The organism is Bradyrhizobium sp. STM 3809 (assembly GCF_000239795.1).
In the GTDB taxonomy this organism is placed as follows: Bacteria; Pseudomonadota; Alphaproteobacteria; order Rhizobiales; family Xanthobacteraceae; genus Bradyrhizobium.
Genome location: NZ_CAFJ01000416.1, coordinates 1 through 710 on the forward strand (window position 1 = coordinate 1; position 710 = coordinate 710).

1 protein-coding gene is annotated in these 710 nt (G+C 66.6%); it reads right to left on the reverse strand.

The features are described 5' to 3' along the window. Positions 1–710 (reverse strand): NADH oxidase (locus BRAS3809_RS20140; RefSeq protein ID WP_035657134.1); only part of this gene is annotated, 710 nt, incomplete at both ends.

The window sequence follows — 710 nt, forward strand, 5'->3', positions numbered from 1 at the left end:
GACCTTGGTGTAGTGGCTGGCGAAGGTCGTCTTCAGTTCGTCCACGACCCGCTGGCGCAGCCGCTCGCTGTCCGCCCGGCCGATCTTCATCAGGAACGGAAACAGCAGCCAGCCGCCGACGTTCCAGGTCATGCCGAAGCCGCGCGTGATCTCGGTCGGGCGGGTATCCAGGCTGCCGTAGATGTAGACCTGCTTGTGCACGTTCGAGCCGTAGCGGCTGTAGGGATGCTTGCCGGATTTGTTGATCGCCGCTTCCATCGCGTTGAGGATCTGGCCGGCCAGCTTGCCGCCGCCGATCGCATCGAAGGCGATGGTGGCGCCGGTCTCGACCAGCGCCGCAACCAGGTCGTCCATGAAGGTCGGCGACGTCGAGTCCACGACATGTTTGGCGCCGATGCCGCGCAGCAGCTTGGCCTGGCCGGCGCTGCGCACGATGTTGACCAGCGGAATGCCGTCCTTGAGGCAGATCTTGTTGAGCATCTGCCCGAGGTTCGAGGCGGCCGCGGTGTGCACCAGCGCGGTGTGGCCCTCGCGGCGCATCGTCTCGGTCATGCCGAGCGAGGTCAGCGGATTGACGAAGCAGGACGCGCCCTCTTCCGGCGTCGTGCCGTCCGGCAGCGGCAGGCATTCGGACACTTTCAGGCAACGATACTGGCTGTACATCGCGCCGCCGATCGCCGCGACCGTGCGGCCCATCAGCGCCCTGGCGG